Raw genomic sequence first — 17,329 nt, 5'->3', positions numbered from 1 at the left:
AGTGCTTCCGCGCAACGTACGGCCGCGTCCGCCGTTAGTCAGGGCATGTCATACGTCACCCGGATCGGCCGGCTCGCCCGGTTGAGCCCGCTCCCTCTCTTCCTCGCCGCCCTGTCGCCCGTCCCCGCATCGGCGTACACCGATACCGGCGATCATCTGACCGTCACCGTCCGGGACGCGGGCAGCGGTGCCGACGGGACCTTCGAGGTCGACTGTCACCCCGCGCGCGGCACCCACCCCGACCCCGCGGGCGCGTGCGCCGGCCTGGACAGGAACACCCGGTGGGGGCGCGACACCTTCGCGCCCGTCCCCGAGGGCAGCCTCTGCACGATGCTCTACGGCGGTCCCGCCACCGCCCATGTCACGGGGACCTGGGCCGGGCGCCCCGTGGACGCCAGGTTCGACCGGAGCAACGGGTGCGAGACCGCGCGCTGGGACCGGTTCGTGCCGCTCCTCCCCGGCGCGGGCACGTAGCCCCCGGCAGGCGGTCACACGTTCTACTTCACTTCGTCGTGCGACCTCCCTCTCATCCGGCACCCCCGCGGAGGCGCTGCGCTTAGACTCCCTCGCGTGACACGTCGCGGGCCCCTTGGCAAGATGGCCCGAGCGGTCGGCAAGGTGCGGTAACAGGGAGGAAGCGTCTCGTGAGCAGCAGGCCATCCCGAGGCGCTGCTCGCCTCGCAGCCATACTCGACGCACTTCCCGACGCGTTGGTGCTGGTCAACGCCAATGGGACCGTCGTCAACGCCAACACCATCGCGCTGGAGGCGTTCGAGGCGCCGGGCACCGCGCTGGTCGGGCGCGGGCTGCTCGATCTGCTGCCACAGTTCGACTCGCGGCTCATCCCGGGCTCCATGCGGCGGCCCGACCACATGGACCCGCGCGGGCGCACCAAGCCGACCCGGATGGTGGCGCGCAGGACCGACGGCAGCGAGTTCCCCGTCGAGGTCACCAGCGCCAACCTCGAGAACGGCCAGCAGGCCTACGACGGTTACGGCTACAGCAGCGACGAGCTGCTGATGCTCGTCGTCAGGGATCTGACGGGGACCGTCGACACCGAGGCCGAGCTGGCCCGTTCGCAGCGGCAGACCGAGATGATCCTGCGGGCCGCCTCCGAGGGTGTCGTCGGGACCGACACCGACGGGCGGATCGTGCTCGTCAACCCGGCCGCCGCCCAGATACTGGGTTACCGGGCCAGCGACCTCGGCGGCCGCGAGCTCCACGACCTCATCCTGCACTCCCGCGCCGACGGCACCCCCTTCGCGTACGAGGAGTCGCCGCTCGCCGACACCCTGCGCTCCGGGCGCAAGCACCGGGTGCGCGGACAGGTGCTGTGGTCGAAGAAGGGCGAGAAGGTCCCGGTCGATCTGACGACCGCGCCCGTGCGCGACGGCGACCAGCTCGTCGGCGCCGTGCTCACCTTCACCGACCGCCGTCCCTACGACGCCCTGGCCGACGAGAAGTCCACCGCCGAGAAGGCCCACGCGGAGGAGCTGGAGAGGCTGGAGGAGGATCACGCCTCCGAGCTCACTGCCCTGCGCCAGAAGCACATCACCGAGCTGGAGGAGCTCCAGGAGCGGCACGACGAGGAGATCGGCGCCGGCGAGGAGCGGTACGCCGCGCTCGGGGAGCGCGAGAAGGACCGCTACGAGGCCCTGGCCGGCCGGCACGACCAGCTCCTCACCCTGCTCGGGCGTTCCCTGCGCGGGCCCCTCGACGAACTGCGCCGCGAACTGTCCGCGCTCGCCGCCGACGACGCCGGACAGCTGTGGCCCGAGGCCAACCAGGTCCTGCACCACCTCTCGGCCGGCTACTCCCGCATCACCAACCTCATCGACAACGTCCTCGGCTACCAGCGCCTCGACGCGGGCACCGACGACATCGTCCGTACGAACGTCATGCTCGACGCGGTCGTCGCCGCCGGTGTGGACGGCGCGGTCGAGCTCATCGGGCCGGGGCGCGTGCAGTTCGCCGTGCACGCGCCGCCCATCGAGGCCGAGGTCGACGCCCAGCGCCTCGCGACCGCGCTCGCGCATCTCATCGCGGACGTGGCCGGGGTCGACGCGACCGGGAACTCCCCCGTGTCCGCGGGCGGTTACATGGACAACACCGTCGTAGTGGCGGCCGCCCAGCGCGGTGAGGGCGTGCGGATCGAGGTGCGCGGGCCGTACGCCGGGGGAGACCCGGTGCACGAGCCGATCGTGCGCGGGATCGTGCGCGCCCACGGCGGTGTGCTCCAGACGCACGAGGTGCCGGGCATGAGCGGCAGCGCGTACGTCCTCGAAGTCCCCATCGGCGGTGGGGCGGGGGCCGTCGCGGCTCCCGGTCCGGCCGCGCTGGAGGCCGCCCCCGCGGTGGTCTCCCCCGTGGAGAGCGCCCCCATGGATGCCACCCCTGCCGACGGCGGCGGGCGGCGGCGGGCCCGGCGTTCCTCCACCGACTCCTTCCTGGACGCCGACGTGCTCGCCGCGACCGACGAGTCCGGGCCGCCCACCGGGCGGCGCAGGCGGCGGGCGGGGGGCGAGCAGGAACAGCTCGTGTCCGTACCCGCGCAGGCCGTCGGTGACGACGGGGACGGCTCCGGCGGTACGGGGCGGCGCCGTGGACGGCCCGCCGAAGGTGCCGAGGGCGCCGAAGCGGGGGTGTCCGAGGGTGCCGTGGTGATGGCCGGCGAGCACGGCGCCGGATCCGCGGCCGTGAACACCGGTCTCGGCGGGACCGTGCCGCCGCAGGGCGTACCAGTGCCGGCCGGGCGTCGGGCCCGCCACGACGGCGGCGAACAGCACGCGCTGCCGGCGGCGTTGCCCGCCGGTGGCTCCGCCGAGCCGGGTCGGCCGCAGGGCGAGCTCCAGCTCGCCGGGCAGGGTGCGACCGGCGACGGAACACCTCAACAGGACGGACGCCGGCGGCGCGCCCTCGCGGCCGCGTCGGAGCGCGCGGCCGCGCAGGAGGCGGCCCCCCGTTCGGTCTTCGCCCTCCCGCCCGCCGACGCGGACCGACCGGCCGACGGCACGGACACGGCGGGTCCGGCACAGGGACAGGCACAGGCACAGGCACAGGGTCAGACCGCCGCGGCGCCGGGCCAGGCTCAGGGGCAGGTCGCGGCTCAGGGGCAGCTCCCGGGACAGGTGCCGGTGCCCGGTCAGGGCCAGCTGCCGGGACAGGCTCTCGGACAGCCGCACGTGCCCGGTCAGATCCCAGCTCCGGGTCAGATCCCAGCTCCGGGTCAGCTGCAGGCGGCCCCGATCCCGACGGCCGCTCCCGCCCCCGCTCCCTTCTCCGCCCCCGCCAACGGCCTCGTCCAGCCCCTCCCCACCGACGCACACGGTGGCGACGGCCGGCACGACGCCGTTCCGCACGACCAGGCCGACGACCACACCCCGCCGCAGCCGCACCCCACGACCGCGCCGACGGGCCGCCGCCGAAGGGCCGTGGGACAGCCCGCGGAAGCGACGGCCGGCACACCCGCACCGGCGGCACAGAGTGTTCAGGCAGGCGCCCCCGGCACGCCCGTGCCCGTGGAAGTTCCTACGGCTCCTGCCCAGCAGGCCCCAGGCCTGGTGCCGCCGGCCCAGTTCCCGGGTGTCCCGGTGCAGAACGCGACCGGACAGGCCGGCCTGATCCCGCACACCGCGCCCGCCCCGGCCTCGCCTCTCCAGGCGGCCCCGGCCCAGCCCGTACCGGCCCCCGGACAACCCCTCCCTGCCGAGGCGCCGCAGCCCCAGCTCCAGGCACCGGCCCAGGCACCGGCACCGGCCACGCCCGCTCCCCAGCCGTGGCCCCCCGGCCACGACAGCTCCGGCGCCGGCACCCCCGTACCGGCGAACGGCGCCGCCACCGCCGTACCCCCGAACCAGCCCGCGCCCCCGCCCGCGCAGGCCCCCGTAACGGCTCAACCCGCTCCGTCGCCCGTCACGCCGCCTCTGTCCGTGGAGGGGGCCAGGGGCGCGCAGCCGCTGCCCGCCGAAGCCGCGGCTGCCCCCGCCGCACCCGTCGACCCGAACTCCACCCAGGGGCGGGCGATCAGTGTGCGGACCCTCGGTCAGGGGGTGCCGTTCACCCGGCAGGCGGCCCACGTGCAGCAGCCGGGGGCCGCCACGCCTCCGCCGCACCAGGCCGGTGGCTCGGGGCGGCGGCGCAAGCTCGGTACCCGGCCCGACCCCGCTGCCGCGGTGCCGGAGCAGGGAGCGCGTTCGCATCCGACGGCCGAGCAGGCCGTACCGGCGCAGGCACCGCAGCCGCAGCCGTCGTTGGCCGGGCAGTCGCGGCTCGCGCACGCCACCGAGGCGGCCGGGCGGTCGTACGCCATAGGGGCGCCGGACGAGAACGCCGCCGAGGGGCCCGAGCCGCTGGACGGTCCCGGTGGGGCCGTCGAGATCCCGGACACCCCGCGGCCGCAGCCGATGGACGACGAGCTGCCCCCGGAGCCGCTGGACAACCCGCGGCGGCTGCTGGTGTGGCCCGCGCCGGACGTGACGACCCAGCAGGCGCTCAGCGACCGTGGGTACCGGCCCGTCATCGTGCAGTCGCGCGAGGAGGTCGACGCGCAGATCGCGGCGTTCCCCGCCGCGCTGTTCGTGGACCCGCTGACCGGGCCGATCACGCGGACCGCCCTCCAGTCGCTGCGGCAGGCGGCGGTGGCGTCCGAGGTGCCGATCATGGTGACCGCCGGGCTCGGGCAGGCCTCGCGGGAGGCGGCCTACGGCGCCGATCCCGCCGTACTGCTGAAGGCGCTGGCGCCGCGGGACAGCGAGCAGCACCCTCCGCGCGTGCTGCTGATCGAGGAGCACGCGGAGATCGCGCTGGCGCTGACCGCGACGCTGGAGCGGCGCGGGATGCAGGTCGCCCGCGCGGCCAGTGACGCGGACGCGGTGACGTTGGCCGGGCAGCTCAGGCCGAACCTGGTCGTGATGGACCTCATGCAGGTGCATCGGCGCAGGGCCGGGATCGTGGACTGGTTGCGGGCCAACGGGCAGCTGAACCGGACGCCGTTGGTGGTGTACACGGCGGCTGTGGATCAGGCGGATCTGCCTCGGCTGGCGTCCGGGGAGACGGTTCTGTTCCTTGCCGAGCGGTCGACGAGTGCGGAGGTTCAGGCGCGGATCGTGGATCTGCTGGCCAGGATCGGGACGAACTGAGGGCGCCGTCCGACTGCGACTGAGGGCGCCCTCCGACTCGGTACGCCCTCCGAGGTGCCCCGGCATGCCGTCGGGCGGCTGCTGCGCCGTCGTGGCTTGTCGCGCGGTTCCCCGCGCCCCTGAAAAACCTTCCGGCGACCCTGAGTACCTTTACTTGGCCACCAGTCGGCGTGCCGCCTCCTTCACCGATGCCCGTAGCCGCTCCCGGTCCGCGGGCTCGCCGCCCACCAGGATCCGCTTCATCTGCGGGACCACGGCGGCCCAGTTGGCCACCGCGATCAGCAGAAACAGCAGGTCGCGGGGCGGGATCGCGTCGGTGACGACACCCCTCTCCTGGCCGTCCCGGAGCGTCGCGACCTTGCGGCGGTAGTGCTCCTGGCGTTCGGTCTCGTCGGGCAGTTCGGTGCCCGAGCCGTACTCCAGGCCCTCCCAGAAGAGCAGGCGCAGCACCTCGGGGTGGGCCTCGTGGTAGTCCATGAGGCGGTCGATCCAGCTCTCGATGTCGTCCGGGTCGACCGGGACGGCGACCGCGAGATCCAGCATGGCCTTGCCCAGGACCTTCGTGAACAGCTCCGCCTTGTTGCCGAAGTAGGCGTAGATCAGCTGCTTGTTGGCCTTGGCCTCGGTCGCGATGCGGTCGATGCGGGCGCCGGCGATGCCGTGGCGGGCGAACTCGGCGACCGCCGCCTCGAAGATCCGGGCTTTCGTGGCCTCGGGGTCCCTTGCTGCTGCCATGGGGCCAGGGTAGAGGCAGCCCAGGAAAGTAACCAACTATTTGGTTGACAGGGAATCCGAGGAGCTTCCAGACTGTTGAGCCGATCACCAACCAACCAGTTAGTTGTTAGATCTGACTCGAAGGACCCCGGTCATGCCGACAGCAACTGTCACCGTCGGACGGTCCACGCAGGCCCCCGCCCGGCGCGCGAACTCGCTCCTCCTCGTCCTCATCGCCGTCTGCACCGCCGTCACGGCCGCCAACATCTACCTCGCGGCCCCGCTGCTCCCCCTCATCGCCCGTGACTACGGCTCGACCCCCTCCGCGGTGGCCTGGGTGGCCTCGGTCGCACAGTTCGGCTACGCCTTCGGCCTGCTCGTCTTCGCCCCGCTCGGCGACAGCGTGAACCGGCGGCGCCTGGTCGCCGTCCTCTCGCTCGTCACCACCGCGGCCCTGACCGCCGCCGCGCTCGCCACCGGCACCACCGCCCTCGCGGCCGCCGTCCTGGTCGCGTCCGCGGCCACCGTCGTCCCCCAGCTGCTGGTCCCGCTGGTCGCCCAGCGCGCCCCCGCCGACCGCCGGGCCCGCCATGTCTCGGCCGTCATCGCGGGCCTGTTCACCGGGGTCGTCGCGGCCCGGGTGCTCGGCGGACTGATCGGACAGGCCTTCGGCTGGCGGGTGGTGTTCGTGGGCGCGGCCGCCCTGACGGCCGTCCTCGGCCTCGCGACGGCGTACGCCCTGCCCGCGGAGCGGGTGCGCCGCTCCGGCCCGCTCTTCTCGGGACTCGCCGCCCTGCCGTCCGTCGTCCGCCGCTCGCCCGACCTGTGGCGCGCGTGCGTGCGGCAGGCGGGGATGTACGGCGCCTGGAGCGCGCTGTGGACCTCGCTGGCCCTCCTGCTGACCGGCCCGGGCTACGACCTGTCGACCGCCACCGCCGGGCTCTTCGGCCTCTTCGGGCTGGCCGCGAGCGTCGTGGCGCCGCTGGCCGGCGGGTTCGTGGACCGCTTCGGCGCCGCCAAGGTCGTACGGTCGGCGTATCTGCTCGCCGTCGTGTCCGTGCCGTTGTTCTGGCTCGGCGGCCACGTCATGTGGGCGCTGTTCGTCGCCGCGATCGCCGTCCACGCGGCCCTGGTCGCCTCCCACGTGGCCAACCAGACCCTCGCCCTGACGACGACCTCGACCCCGGCCACCGCCAACACGGCATACGTCGTGGCCGGTTTCGCCGGCGGCGCGACCGCGTCCGCGCTCGCCGGGTCGGCCTTCGGATGGTGGGGCTGGGGCGGGGTCTGCGCGGTGGCCGGGGTGTGGCTGGGGCTGGGGTGGCTCGCCACGTCGATACGGCGGTGACGGCAGCCATAGGCCATCGTCGCCGGTGAGCCCGTCGGCGGTGACGACAGCCGTACGGCGATCAGGGCTCCGGGTTCCGGCCCGGGGCGCCCTGATCGCCGTACCCCTGAGGCTTCTCAGAGCTGGGTGATGTCCAGCTCCCCCTCCGCGTAGCGTTTGCGGAGCACCTTCTTGTCGAACTTGCCGACGCTCGTCTTCGGAACCGCCTCGACGATCGACCAGCGCTCCGGAAGCTGCCACTTGGCGATCCTGCAGACATCGCTCGCCAGGAAGGCGCGCAGGGACTCGAAGTCGGCCGTGGAGCCCTCCTTGAGGACGACCGTGGCGAGGGGACGCTCGCCCCACTTGTCGTCGGGGACGGCGACCACCGCGGCCTCGGTGACGTCCGGGTGGGACATCAGGGCGTTCTCCAGCTCGACCGAGGAGATCCACTCGCCGCCGGACTTGATGACGTCCTTGGCGCGGTCGGTGAGGGTGAGGAAGCCGTCGGCGGAGATCGTGCCGACGTCGCCCGTCTTCAGCCAGCCGTCCTCGCTGAACTTGTCGGCGGGGCGCAGGGGTTCGGCGTCCGGGCCGTTGTAGTAGGCGCCGGCGATCCAGGGGCCGCGGACCTCCAGCTCGCCCGCGGACTCGCCGTCCCAGGGCAGGCGCTCGCCGCCGGGGCCGGTGAGGCGGGCCTCGACGCCGCTCGGGAAGCGGCCCTGGGTGAGGCGGTACGCGAACTCCTCGGGCGTGCCGACCACATGGGCCGGCGGGCGCGCGACGGTGCCGAGCGGGGAGGTCTCCGTCATGCCCCAGGCGTGGCAGACCCGCATGCCCAGCTTGTCGAAGGCCTCCATCAGGGAGGGCGGACAGGCTGAGCCGCCGATGGTGACCTGGGTGAGGGAGGAGACGTCACGGGGCTTGGCGGTGAGCTCGCCGAGCAGGCCCTGCCAGATGGTGGGGACCGCGGCCGCGTGGGTCGGCCGCTCGCGCTCGATCATCTCGGCGAGGGGCGCGGGCTGCAGGAAGCGGTCCGGCATCAGCATGTTGACGCCGGTCATGAAGGTGGCGTGCGGCAGGCCCCAGGCGTTGACGTGGAACTGGGGGACGACCACGAGCGAGGTGTCCTGGTCGGTCAGGCCCATCGACTGGGCCATGTTGACCTGCATGGAGTGCAGATAGATCGAACGGTGGCTGTAGACCACGCCCTTGGGGTCGCCCGTGGTGCCGGAGGTGTAGCACATGGAGGCGGCCCGGCGCTCGTCCAGCTCGGGCCAGTCGTAGGTGGTGGGCTTGCCGGCGATCAGGTCCTCGTACTCGTGCACGCGCGCGTGGGTGCCGTCGAGGAGCGTGCGGTCGCCGGGCCCTGAGACCACCACGTGCTCGACCGTCTTGAGGTGCGGGAGCAGCGGGGCGAGCAGGGGGAGCAGCGAGCCGTTGGCGATGACGACCCGGTCGGCGGCGTGGCCCACGATGAAGGTCAGCTGGTCGGCCGGGAGGCGGAGATTGAGAGTGTGCAGGACCGCGCCCATGGAGGGGATCGCGAAGTAGGCCTCGACATGCTCGGCGTTGTTCCACATGAGGGTCGCCACGCGCTCGTCCTCGACGACCTCGAGGTCCTCGCGCAGGGCGTGCGCCAACTGGGCGGCGCGGGCGCCGACCTCGGCGAAGGAGCGGCGGTGGGGCTCCGGCTCGCCGGTCCAGGTGGTCACCTCCGAGGTGCCGTGGATCGACGACCCGTGGGTCAGGATCCTGGAGATCAGCAGCGGTACGTCCTGCATGGTGCTCAGCACGGCGTCCTCCCGGGGGCGACATTGCCTACGCGGTAGTAAGGGATGCGCCGATTCTGCGCACATACCGCGCGGTATGTCACTAGAGCCGGGCGATCGATCACGTCACGATGCCCTCACAACGGCCGACCGTCACGAACGGTTCCCGGGCGTTCCCGGCGTTCTGGAGCTCCTGTCGGCCTGGCGTCGCCGGCGTTCCCTACCGGGTGAGCACCAGTTCGGGGTCCTCGCGGAGCTTGCCCAGCGCGCGCGAGACCGCCGACTTCACGGTCCCGACGGAGACTCCGAGCACCTCGGCCGTCTGCACCTCGCTCAGGTCCTCGTAGTACCTGAGGACGACCATCGCCCGCTGCCGGGCCGGCAACTTCATGATCGCCCGCCACATCGCGTCGTGCAGCGCCTGCTGCTCGGCCGGGTCGTCGTCGCCGGGCACGGGGTCGGGCTCGGGGATCTCGTCGGTCGCGAACTCGTCGACCTTGCGCTTGCGCCACTGCGAGGTGCGCGTGTTCAGCAGGGCTCGGCGCACATAGCCGTCGAGGGCCCGGTGGTCCTCGATGCGCTCCCAGGCGACATAGGTCTTGGTCAGGGCGGTCTGCAGCAGGTCCTCCGCGTCGCTCGGGTTCGCGGTCAGCGACCGGGCGGTACGCAGCAGCACCGGCTGGCGGGCCTTCACGTACGAGGCGAACGAGGGGTACGCGAGGGTCTGCGTCGCCGGTACGGCGGCCTTCGAAGCGCTGGTGCAGACGGGTGTGGTCATGGCTCCACGCTAGATTCGCGACCGCCGCCGCTCATCGGCCACAGGTCCCGAAGAGGACTCCCCCTCAGGTTGTAGAGGTGGGGCTGACTGCACCTCCTGAAGGTGGACGAGGGGCGCACGTCTACTGCGGGTTTACCCCTGCGGGGTCACCCGTCCGTGGTGAGCACCAGCCCGGAGGTGGGCACCCCCGTCCCCGCCGTCACCAGCACGCGTCCCGCCCCCGGTATCTGGTTCACTGCCGTCCCCCGCAGTTGTCGTACGGCTTCCGCGATGCCGTTCATCCCATGGAGGTAGGCCTCGCCCAGCTGGCCGCCGTGCGTGTTGAGGGGGAGCCGGGCCTCACGTACGAAGTCCGCCGCCTCTCCCTTCGCGCAGAAGCCGAACTCCTCCAGCTGCATCAGGACGAACGGGGTGAAGTGGTCGTACAGGATCGCCACGTCGATGTCCTCGGGGGCCAGGCCCGAGGTGCGCCAGAGCTGGCGGGCGACGACGTTCATCTCGGGGAGGCCGGTGAGGTCGTCGCGGTAGAAGCTGGTCATCTGTTCCTGGGCGCGGCCCGCGCCCTGAGCGGCGGCCGCCACGACGGCGGGCCGGTGGGGGAGGTCACGCGCGCGTGCGAGGGAGGTGACGACGATCGCCTGACCGCCGTCGGTCTCCTGGCAGCAGTCCAGAAGCCTGAGCGGTTCGACGATCCAGCGGGAGGCCGCGTGGTCGGCGAGGGTGATGGGGCGGCCGTGGAACCATGCGGCCGGGTTGGTGGCCGCGTACGCGCGGTCGGTCACCGCCACATGGCCGAGGGCCTCCGGGGTGAGGCCGTGGGTGTGCAGATAGCGCTGGGCGGCCATCGCCACCCAGGAGGCCGGGGTGAGCAGGCCGAAGGGGAGGGACCAGCCGAGGGCCGCTCCCTCGGCGGAGGGTTCGCGGTGCTGGACGCCGGAGCCGAAGCGGCGGCCGGAGCGTTCGTTGAAGGCGCGGTAGCAGACCACGACCTCGGCCACACCCGCCGCGATCGCGAGCGCCGCCTGCTGGACGGTCGCGCAGGCCGCGCCGCCGCCGTAGTGGACGCGGGAGAAGAAGGACAGCTCGCCGATCCCGCAGGCCTGGGCGACGGTGATCTCCGGGCTGGTGTCCATGGTGAAGGTGACCATGCCGTCCACGTCGGCCGCCGTGAGTCCCGCGTCGTCGAGCGCCGCGCGGACCGCCTCGGCGGCCAGGCGCAGTTCGCTGCGGCCGGAGTCCTTGGAGAACTCCGTGGCCCCGATGCCGGCGATCGCGGCCAGGCCGCCGAGCCGGTCACGCGCGCGTGTGCTCATTCGGCGTCCCTGGGGGAGATGTCGTCCCCGATGGGGCAGGCGTCCCTGAGGGAGAAGGTGACCGTGCCCGTCACGTGGTTGCCGATGCCGTTGGATCCGACGATCCGGACGGTCGCGGTGGCGCCTTCGACGGCCTCTATGGTCCCGCTCAGCACCATGGTGTCGCCGGGGTAGTTGGGCACGCCCAGCCTGATGGCCACCTTCCTCAGTACGGTCCGCGGTCCGAAGTGGTCGGTGATGTAGCGACCCACCAGCCCGTTGGTCGTCAGGATGTTCATGAAGATGTCCGGGGAGCCCTTCTGCCGGGCCGACTCCGGGTCGTGGTGCACGTCCTGGTAGTCCCGGGAGGCGATCGCGCCCGCGACGATCAGCGTGCGGGTGACCGGGATCTCCAGGGGCGGCAGCTCGTCGCCCGTTCTCATACGGCGGCCTCCTCTGCGGCGGCACGGAAGACGGGAAGGGTGAGATCACCGTCGTAGGAGCGGAAGGCGAGCCGCACCGGCATCCCGATCCGCACCTTGTCGTACGGCGTCCCGACCACGTTGCTGATCATCCGCACGCCCTCAGCGAGTTCGACGAGTACGACGGCGTAGGGAGGGTCGAAGGCCGGGAAGGGCGGATGGTGCATGACGACGTACGAGTAGACGGTCCCCTCTCCGCTCGCCTCGACGGTGTCCCAGTCGGGGCCGCCGCAGTGGGCGCAGCCCGGCAGCCACGGGAAGCGGAGGGTCGCGCAGGCGGTGCACCGCTGGATGAGGAGCCTGTGCTGTTCGACGCCCTCCCAGAAGCCGGCGTTGTCACGGTTGACGACGGGGCGGGGCCGGGGAGCGGTCTTCCTCCGCTGCGCGGGCGCGTACTTGAGGATGCGGAAACGGTGGGTGCCGACGAGGGTCTCGCCCACGCGGACATCGGTACGCGTCGTGACGAAGTGGCCGGTGCCGAGTCTGGTGGTCTTGCGGGCGGAGACCGACTCGATGACCGCGTCGAAGGTGATCTCGTCGCCGGGGCGCAGCGGCTGGAGGTACTCCTGCTCGCAGTCGGTGGCGACGACCGACGTGCAGCCCGACGCGTCGAGGAGGGCGAGGAGTTCGTCGTACGCCGACGATCTGCCCGCGTGACCGGTCAGACCGCCCATCGTCCAGGCCTGGAGCATGGTGGGCGGGGCGACGGCGTCGGGGCCGGCGTAGGCGGGGTGGGAGTCCCCCAGGGCCTCGCACCAGTGGCGGATCATGGGGAGGTTGACGGGGTCCTTGCCGGTGGCGGAGACGGCGGCGGGGTGCCCTTCGTAGCCCTTGAGGCGGGTCAGCAGGTCGTCCGCCGGGTCTGGGGGCGGGGGTTGGGCCGCCGGGGGGTGGGACGGGGGTTGGGCCGCCGGGGGGCTGGGAGGGGGGGAGGTCATCGGAACGTGGCGCTGGGGCCGAGCTGCCGGAGGGCTGGGCTGGGGCGAGGCTGCCGGCGTGCCGCCGGGACCGTGGGGCTTCGGCAGCGCCGTCGGGTCGTCGTCCGGATCGTCGGCCATGACGCCAACCTCCTTGTCCACGTCCACAAGATTTCCTGACTGTCCGTCAGATCAGATGCGGTGTCAAGGCTGTCGCAGTGCACGCGGGCACACCATGACCACACCCACGGAAACGGCGTCCCCGCACCCGCGAACACGCCTGCGCGGCGGCGCCGAAGCACCGCCGCGCGGACATGTCCCACCCCACGAAGCACCCCCCGTCGAGGGCCGGTCACCCCTCCTGGATCACCACCACAGCGGGGTGAAGGTGACGGATGTGTTGTTGTTCCCCTGATTGACGGCCGTGAACGCGGAGCCCTTGACCTGAGCCGTGTTGCTCTGGGCCGACGCCCCGGAGCCGACGGCGCTCTGCTGTGTGGTGGACGAGTTGCCGTTGTTGTCGTGTCCGACACCGCTGCCGACGATGCTCGCGACACCCGCGTTCGATCCGTCGTCCGCGAAGCCTCCGTTGTCCGCCGCCGCGACGCCGGTGAAGAGTGTGGCGGCGAGCGGGAGGGCGGAGACGGCGGCGATGACGCGGGCGGTACGGATGCTTGCCATGGTGTTTCCTCCAGAACCCGGCCTGTTGCCGGTAGCCGGTAGTACGTCAAGTGAGGCTTCTTTCGGGGCAGTTGGCCGACCACCCCGGTGCTGTGCACGACGTCGCGAGACCAGAGTTGCCCACCGAATCCCCGGCGAACCAGAGCGGAAGCGGTTATTCCCCCTGAAGCGTGAGAACAAGTCGATAAACCCCTTTCGCGACTTCAGCCGCATAGCCGGAGCGATACGGACCTTTACTTGCCAAGTGGGACAACAGGGGAAGCGTTCCGGCACTTTTCCAGCCATTCCCCGAGCCTCGGCGCGTCGAGCCCGCCACCTCTTCCCTTTTTCGAACACACGTACGAACATGGAGTCATGGCCACCACAGACCGGCAGGCCACGACGCTGGCCCTCGCACACGCCCTGTCAGCCGCCGAGCGCGGGCTGGCCGTCATCCCCCTGTCCCGCACCAAGCTCCCGGCCCTGCGCTCCCCCCACCGCGACGACGACTCCCTGGCCACCCGCTGCCACGGCGAGTGCGGCGCCTTCGGCCACGGGGTCTACGACGCCTCGACCGACCCCGTCCGCATCCGCGAGCTCTTCGCGGCAGCCCCCTGGGCCACGGGCTACGGCATCGCGTGCGGTCTGCCACCCCACCATCTGATCGGCGTCGACCTGGACACCAAGTCGGGTACGGACTCCTCGGCGGCCCTGCGCGAACTGGCCCTGCGCCACCTCTTCACGATCCCCGACACGGTCGTCGTCCTGACCCCGAGCGGCGGCCGTCACCTCTGGCTGACCGGACCGCCCGACGCCGCCGTCCCCAACTCGGCCGGCCGCCTCGCCCCCGGCATCGACATCCGGGGTGCCGGCGGCTACCTCGTCGGCCCCGGCTCCCGCACCGACCACGGCACCTACTCGACGGCCCCCGGCACCGCCCACCTCGCCCCCGCGGCCTGCCCGCCGGCCCTGCTCCGACTGCTCCTGCCCCCGCCACGCCCGGCCCACCCCGCGACCCACCCCTCGGCCGGCGACCGGGGCCAGGGCCTGGTCCAGTTCGTCCTCGCCGCCCACGAGGGCCAGCGCAACACCCGCCTCTTCTGGGCCGCCTGCCGCGCCTACGAGAACGGCATCGGCCCGGCGCTGGTCGCACCCCTGGTGGACGCGGCCCTCCACACGGGACTCACGGAACGCGAGGCACGGGCGACGATCGCGTCGGCGGCGCGCATGACGGGACGCCGACCGTAGAACAGCACCACGGAGCCATCAGCACCACCCGCACCACCAGAACCATGGGAGCGCCACAGAGTGCCGATCATGACCCTGTCCCGGCTCGTCCTGACCTCCGGCCGCAGGGTCGACCTCGGGGAGCTGCGCCTGACGTCGACGTACGGCGGGATGCTGGACGGCTACCCGTGCAGACCGGTCAACGAGCTGAGGATCAAAAGCCTGCTGCGATCGGCCGAGCACGACTACCCGACCGCCCCCGTGCACCTGGTACCGCCCCCGCACGAGTACCCGGACCACTACCCGGGCGCCTTCGGCCCGGTCGAGATGCTGCCGGCCGTCGCCTGCGTCGGCGTCTTCCGCTCCACGGCCCTGACCTCGTCCCGCGACCCCATCCTCTACGGCAGCCACCTCACGATCATCTGGTTCCAGCCCCACGCGCGCGTGCCGTCGGGATGCGACGCGCAGGAGGGGCTGCGGGAGATCGCCTGGGAGGAACTGGCGCGGGACTACGAGTTGTAGACAACCTCAAACGGACGACGGGGCTCTGGAGGCCAGCCACGAACCACGCCCGCTCCACGGCGTGTGGGTCGAGGGCGGACGGGATGGGAGCTGGGGCGAGTCGTGGGTTGAGGAGGAGGATGTCCTTATGGCCGAAGAATCAAGGCGCCCTCTCAGCGAGCTTCGACAAGGCGAGACAGTCCGATCAACGATCACCAGTCACCAGCCGTGGGGCCTCACGGCAGAACTCAACGGATACGAGCCCGTGGGCGCCTCGCTGGACACGATTCGCCGCAGCAGCGAGCCGGGAGTGCAGCGACTCGCGCAGGACCTGCCGCCCGTAGGGGCGACCATCGACCTGGTCATAGGCGAGGTACGCACATGGCACTACAAGCCATGGATATGGATCGACCTCACGGCACCTGGTCCCACCGAAGACTGACCGTGCCCCCGGCGTCCCCGATCGGGCGGGGAACAGCAGGGTACCGACGGTTTGCGACGGACAACAGGCAGCACAACGGCCCCTGACCGTGCGGTGGGTGTGGGATGACCTGCTCATACGCCGTCGTGGTACCTCCCGCCTGCCCTGCTGGCCCACAGATGGCCCATGAGGTCCGCCTTGCGGGCATCAGGCATGTCCTCTGGAGGAGCACCGGCGACCGTGCACTGTCCTGCTTTCGAAAATCTTGCGCTGCCCGTACACCGCAATATCGTCGCTGGGATCCGAATGACCGACCACATACGCACGGCTAGTGCCCGGGACGCCTTCGCACGCGTGTCAGCTCCGCAGCACCCGCTAATAGCGCTCTCATCCACTGACGCCACACCAGACGGCCAGCAGCCAGACAGGGCCGAGAACGGCCTTTATCGAATTTGTTTAATCAAAGACAAAAAGTCTCAGCTACTAGCTATTGAAATACGGAGCACTGTGATCACACGTAAATGAACAGCAGGTTCCACCAAGATGCGAAGGGCAAGTGGGCGCGTTTTAGTGGAGGTATGGGAGATTCAGGTACAGGCGCCGGCGGCGAGCCGAACCGGGCTCAGGGAAGAGTGGCATTGATCGTCGGCTTGGCAGTGTCGACCACCGCAGCTCTCGGATCGCTGGCGACCACTTTGGTGGCCTGGCCGCAACTTGACCAGGTTGAACGACAGCTTGAACTCTCCAGGCAGGGCCAGATAACCGATCGATTCAACGATGCCGTGCAGAATATGGGGTCAGACAAACTAGGTGTTCGCCTTGGGGCAGTTCTGGCCTTGCAAAGGATTATGGAAGATTCTGAGCGTGACCAACCAGCCACCATCTATGTGCTTGCCGGCTTTCTCCGTGACGGTTCTCCTACCTCAGCCAAGAGACCAGCAGGTGATTACATCCAGAAGGCGGACATGCAGGCTGCGTTTGAAATCCTTGCCAAGCGCGCCAGCAACGACGACAACAAGGTGAGGGTTGACTTGTCGCGCACAAGACTGGGGGAAACGAATGTAAGTGAAGCAAAATTGAGCGAAGGGGAATTTGAATGGGCGGACTGGGCCGGCGTGAAACTCCCGTCTGCGGATCTTCATGGATCAAACTGCTCTCATGCAGTATTGAAAAATTCACACCTTGAGGGCGCAGATTTAAGAAATTCTGTACTGAGGGGCGCGAAACTAGATGGAGCCATTTTGCATCAGGCAGACATGCGGGACACTGACTTGAGGGAAACCGAACTGGCCGGCGTGGACCTTTCCGAGGCGGATCTGCGTGGCGCAGATATTTACCCTGCAAAACTTCCAGGATCATATCTCGTGAAGGCAGACATGCGAGGGCTCGACCTCAGTGAAGCTGATCTCGATGGTGCAGATATAAGCGGCGCGGATCTCCGTAACGCCGATCTCCGTAACGTGGATCTGAACAAAGTAACCATGAGTTCGTCGACACAATTGAAGGGTGCTGAAATTGACCCAGAGGACGAGCGACTGGCCAAGAATCAGGTAGACGATATATAACCGAACAGTAGAATTTACTCAGTGGGTGGTGACTCATGGCCTCAAAGTGGGACCACAGGAATAAAATCCGCGCCATATTCCCCATCCTTGGGGTCGTGATTGCGATGGGAACTTTCACCGCAGCTCCAGCCGGTGCGCCGCCCTCTGAACCGAAAGAGCAGGTAGGTACGTGCACGACGCACGGCCAAACGCTCATTGTGCGCGTTCTGTACAATCGGAAAGAACAGGATGACCGCACACGGATAAAGGAAGTGGACTTCTGGCTAAGAAATACTCCGGGTTCAAATAGTCAAGTCAGTTTCTGGGTTGGCAACAGGCATGGTAATTTGGTCAAATGGCCTTCAAGTTGGGGTAAATGGTTGAGCCCGCCCACTATAAGTGGCGCAGAGGGCAGCAATAAGCCATACATTGTTCCGATCGAAGAAATCTTTGAGGCATCAGAGTATGCCAAGACTCCGATGGTGCACTTTATTGGCGCGTTGGCGGGCAGCTCGAAATGTTCAGGATCAATCCGGGCTTATTGACCAGCGCCCTG

General features: G+C 70.3%; 15 protein-coding genes. 8 read left to right on the top strand and 7 right to left on the bottom strand.

Features of this window, described 5'->3' with window-relative positions; all coding sequences use genetic code 11:
- Positions 1-45 precede the first annotated feature (45 nt).
- Both ABZT93_RS18575 and ABZT93_RS18570 read left to right on the top strand, forming a co-directional pair.
- Positions 46-474 carry an SSI family serine proteinase inhibitor gene (locus ABZT93_RS18575; RefSeq protein WP_356105677.1) on the top strand — a complete coding sequence of 143 codons (429 nt, stop codon included), beginning with the start codon at positions 46-48 and terminating at the stop codon, positions 472-474.
- A gap of 170 nt (positions 475-644) precedes the next feature.
- Positions 645-5,138, top strand: coding sequence for a PAS domain-containing protein (locus ABZT93_RS18570; protein ID WP_356105674.1), 4,494 nt, complete (start codon positions 645-647; stop codon positions 5,136-5,138).
- Positions 5,139-5,288: 150 nt separating this feature from the next.
- On the opposite strand, the gene ABZT93_RS18565 is transcribed toward ABZT93_RS18570, so the two are convergent.
- The gene (locus ABZT93_RS18565; protein WP_356105672.1) at positions 5,289-5,873 is read right to left on the bottom strand and encodes a TetR family transcriptional regulator; all 585 of its coding nucleotides are present in this window, start codon (positions 5,871-5,873) and stop codon (positions 5,289-5,291) included.
- A gap of 133 nt (positions 5,874-6,006) precedes the next feature.
- Here ABZT93_RS18565 and ABZT93_RS18560 point away from each other — a divergent pair, with 133 nt between their 5' ends.
- On the top strand, positions 6,007-7,200 hold the full coding sequence (locus tag ABZT93_RS18560; RefSeq protein ID WP_356105670.1) for an MFS transporter: 1,194 nt from the start codon (positions 6,007-6,009) through the stop codon (positions 7,198-7,200).
- 116 nt (positions 7,201-7,316) lie between these two features.
- Here ABZT93_RS18560 and ABZT93_RS18555 read toward each other — a convergent pair whose 3' ends face one another.
- From ABZT93_RS18555 to ABZT93_RS18530, 6 genes are all read right to left on the bottom strand, one after another.
- Complete coding sequence (locus ABZT93_RS18555; protein WP_356105754.1) at positions 7,317-8,963, bottom strand: long-chain fatty acid--CoA ligase; 1,647 nt, start codon at positions 8,961-8,963, stop codon at positions 7,317-7,319.
- 208 nt (positions 8,964-9,171) lie between these two features.
- Positions 9,172-9,729, bottom strand: coding sequence for a SigE family RNA polymerase sigma factor (locus ABZT93_RS18550; protein ID WP_356105667.1), 558 nt, complete (start codon positions 9,727-9,729; stop codon positions 9,172-9,174).
- A 146-nt stretch (positions 9,730-9,875) separates the two neighbouring features.
- Positions 9,876-11,042, bottom strand: coding sequence for a lipid-transfer protein (locus ABZT93_RS18545; protein WP_356105665.1), 1,167 nt, complete (start codon positions 11,040-11,042; stop codon positions 9,876-9,878).
- Positions 11,039-11,464 (bottom strand): MaoC family dehydratase, encoded by a 426-nt coding sequence (locus tag ABZT93_RS18540; protein ID WP_356105662.1) that lies wholly within the window; start codon positions 11,462-11,464, stop codon positions 11,039-11,041. Before ABZT93_RS18540 ends, ABZT93_RS18545 begins: the two co-directional genes overlap by 4 nt.
- Positions 11,461-12,561, bottom strand: coding sequence for a bifunctional MaoC family dehydratase N-terminal/OB-fold nucleic acid binding domain-containing protein (locus tag ABZT93_RS18535; RefSeq protein WP_356105660.1), 1,101 nt, complete (start codon positions 12,559-12,561; stop codon positions 11,461-11,463). The genes ABZT93_RS18540 and ABZT93_RS18535 overlap by 4 nt, the downstream gene beginning before the upstream one ends.
- A gap of 225 nt (positions 12,562-12,786) precedes the next feature.
- On the bottom strand, positions 12,787-13,101 hold the full coding sequence (locus ABZT93_RS18530) for a hypothetical protein (RefSeq protein ID WP_356105657.1): 315 nt from the start codon (positions 13,099-13,101) through the stop codon (positions 12,787-12,789).
- Positions 13,102-13,455: 354 nt separating this feature from the next.
- Here ABZT93_RS18530 and ABZT93_RS18525 point away from each other — a divergent pair, with 354 nt between their 5' ends.
- The 5 genes from ABZT93_RS18525 to ABZT93_RS18505 all read left to right on the top strand — a co-directional run bounded on the left by ABZT93_RS18525 (position 13,456) and on the right by ABZT93_RS18505 (position 17,318).
- The gene (locus ABZT93_RS18525) at positions 13,456-14,328 is read left to right on the top strand and encodes a bifunctional DNA primase/polymerase (RefSeq protein WP_356105654.1); all 873 of its coding nucleotides are present in this window, start codon (positions 13,456-13,458) and stop codon (positions 14,326-14,328) included.
- A 69-nt stretch (positions 14,329-14,397) separates the two neighbouring features.
- The gene (locus ABZT93_RS18520; RefSeq protein WP_356105652.1) at positions 14,398-14,829 is read left to right on the top strand and encodes a hypothetical protein; all 432 of its coding nucleotides are present in this window, start codon (positions 14,398-14,400) and stop codon (positions 14,827-14,829) included.
- Between the two features lie 244 nt (positions 14,830-15,073).
- On the top strand, positions 15,074-15,250 hold the full coding sequence (locus ABZT93_RS18515) for a hypothetical protein (protein WP_356105649.1): 177 nt from the start codon (positions 15,074-15,076) through the stop codon (positions 15,248-15,250).
- 611 nt (positions 15,251-15,861) lie between these two features.
- A complete protein-coding gene (locus ABZT93_RS18510; protein WP_356105646.1) occupies positions 15,862-16,794 on the top strand; it encodes a pentapeptide repeat-containing protein in 933 nt (310 codons plus the stop codon).
- 95 nt (positions 16,795-16,889) lie between these two features.
- A complete protein-coding gene (locus ABZT93_RS18505; RefSeq protein ID WP_356105643.1) occupies positions 16,890-17,318 on the top strand; it encodes a hypothetical protein in 429 nt (142 codons plus the stop codon).
- Positions 17,319-17,329 lie beyond the last annotated feature (11 nt).

The organism is Streptomyces sp. NPDC005303, from assembly GCF_040607335.1.
GTDB lineage: Bacteria > Actinomycetota > Actinomycetes > Streptomycetales > Streptomycetaceae > Streptomyces.
Note: the sequence above shows the minus strand (reverse complement) of the source record. Positions and strands in the feature narration are given on the sequence as shown.

What these genes read in the sequence shown, in the direction of transcription:
- ABZT93_RS18575 (WP_356105677.1), top strand. Translation starts at nt 46, where the DNA reads ATGTCATACGTCACCCGGATCGGCCGGCTCGCCCGGTTGAGCCCGCTC.
- ABZT93_RS18565 (WP_356105672.1), bottom strand. Translation starts at nt 5,873, where the DNA reads ATGGCAGCAGCAAGGGACCCCGAGGCCACGAAAGCCCGGATCTTCGAG.
- ABZT93_RS18560 (WP_356105670.1), top strand. Translation starts at nt 6,007, where the DNA reads ATGCCGACAGCAACTGTCACCGTCGGACGGTCCACGCAGGCCCCCGCC.
- ABZT93_RS18555 (WP_356105754.1), bottom strand. Translation starts at nt 8,963, where the DNA reads ATGCAGGACGTACCGCTGCTGATCTCCAGGATCCTGACCCACGGGTCG.
- ABZT93_RS18550 (WP_356105667.1), bottom strand. Translation starts at nt 9,729, where the DNA reads ATGACCACACCCGTCTGCACCAGCGCTTCGAAGGCCGCCGTACCGGCG.
- ABZT93_RS18545 (WP_356105665.1), bottom strand. Translation starts at nt 11,042, where the DNA reads ATGAGCACACGCGCGCGTGACCGGCTCGGCGGCCTGGCCGCGATCGCC.
- ABZT93_RS18540 (WP_356105662.1), bottom strand. Translation starts at nt 11,464, where the DNA reads ATGAGAACGGGCGACGAGCTGCCGCCCCTGGAGATCCCGGTCACCCGC.
- ABZT93_RS18535 (WP_356105660.1), bottom strand. Translation starts at nt 12,561, where the DNA reads ATGGCCGACGATCCGGACGACGACCCGACGGCGCTGCCGAAGCCCCAC.
- ABZT93_RS18530 (WP_356105657.1), bottom strand. Translation starts at nt 13,101, where the DNA reads ATGGCAAGCATCCGTACCGCCCGCGTCATCGCCGCCGTCTCCGCCCTC.
- ABZT93_RS18525 (WP_356105654.1), top strand. Translation starts at nt 13,456, where the DNA reads ATGGCCACCACAGACCGGCAGGCCACGACGCTGGCCCTCGCACACGCC.
- ABZT93_RS18520 (WP_356105652.1), top strand. Translation starts at nt 14,398, where the DNA reads ATGACCCTGTCCCGGCTCGTCCTGACCTCCGGCCGCAGGGTCGACCTC.